The sequence below is a fragment of the Methylophaga sp. UBA4204 genome, assembly GCF_002379485.1.
Lineage (GTDB): Bacteria > Pseudomonadota > Gammaproteobacteria > Nitrosococcales > Methylophagaceae > Methylophaga.
Genome location: NZ_DFTU01000033.1, coordinates 897 through 2,016 on the forward strand (window position 1 = coordinate 897; position 1,120 = coordinate 2,016).

The 1,120-nt window shown below is 45.3% G+C and carries 1 protein-coding gene; it reads right to left on the reverse strand.

Annotation, left to right across the window (positions count from 1 at the left end):
* On the reverse strand, positions 1-1,120 hold a 1,120-nt coding region (locus B3182_RS04195), incomplete at both ends, for a potassium/proton antiporter (protein ID WP_292751663.1).

The window sequence follows — 1,120 nt, forward strand, 5'->3', positions numbered from 1 at the left end:
CTACTTCATTGACTACCCAATGAATGCCATGCCAGTCCACATCATCGCCCACTACCGGATGGCCACCGACTCGACGGGAAATAAATTCGCTTAATGTCATACCATGTTCTGCAGAACTGATAACCAGTCCATAAGCTTTTGCGACGTCTGATAATAAGGCATCGCCGCGTAGCGTAAATGATCCAAAAAATGCCTCACGATTTTTCAGTTTTGAATGACCACTAAAGATTTGATTCAGTGCATCCAAATCTTCATTACGACTTATCACACAAATGGTGTCATTCAACTTCAGTTCAGTACTGCCTTTGGGATGCAGCATCACGTTATTACGGAATAATGCCGATATCAATGTGCCAGAAGGGAAGCGCAGTAAACGGATCTGCTGACCATCAAGCTGTTCGTTCTCAATCCGATAAACAAACATTTCATAATCATTTGTTGGCAAAATGCCCAAGGCTCCCTGATGGTTTGGTTTGATACCTATCGGCACCTCTACCCGCATCCAACGTGCCATTAGTGACAGGCTGCTGCCTTGAATCAACAGCGAAAGTAATACAACAGCAAACGCAACATTGAAATACAGCGAGGCATTTTCTACTCCCCCAATCACCGGGAAGATAGCCAATACGATAGGCACCGCTCCACGTAAACCTACCCACGAAATAAACCCCAATTCACGCCAGCGGAAGCGAAAGAAAGGTTTAATGGACAGGAATACCGCGATGGGTCGGGCGACAAAAATTAATGCCAATGCGATAACCAGTGAAGGCAGGGCGTATTGCAATAATTCACTCGGATTGACCAGTAAACCTAAAATCAGAAATAAACCAATCTGACTGAGCCAGGCCAGACCATCATGTACAGGAAGAATAAAGTTCAAATGACGGCCAGGTTGATTACCGATCATCAAACCACAGAGGTAAATGGCTAGAAAACCACTGCCACCAATGACTCCGGTTAAGCCAAACACGCTGAAACCCAGAGCCAGAGCCAACATGGCATAAAGTCCCGGCGCTAAATCCATCCAATTGAGTAATTTTGCAATTAGCCAGCCACCTCCGATACCGATAATCAGGCCAAAACCGAATTGCTGTAATAAAAATAAAGCCGTATCCCAGGC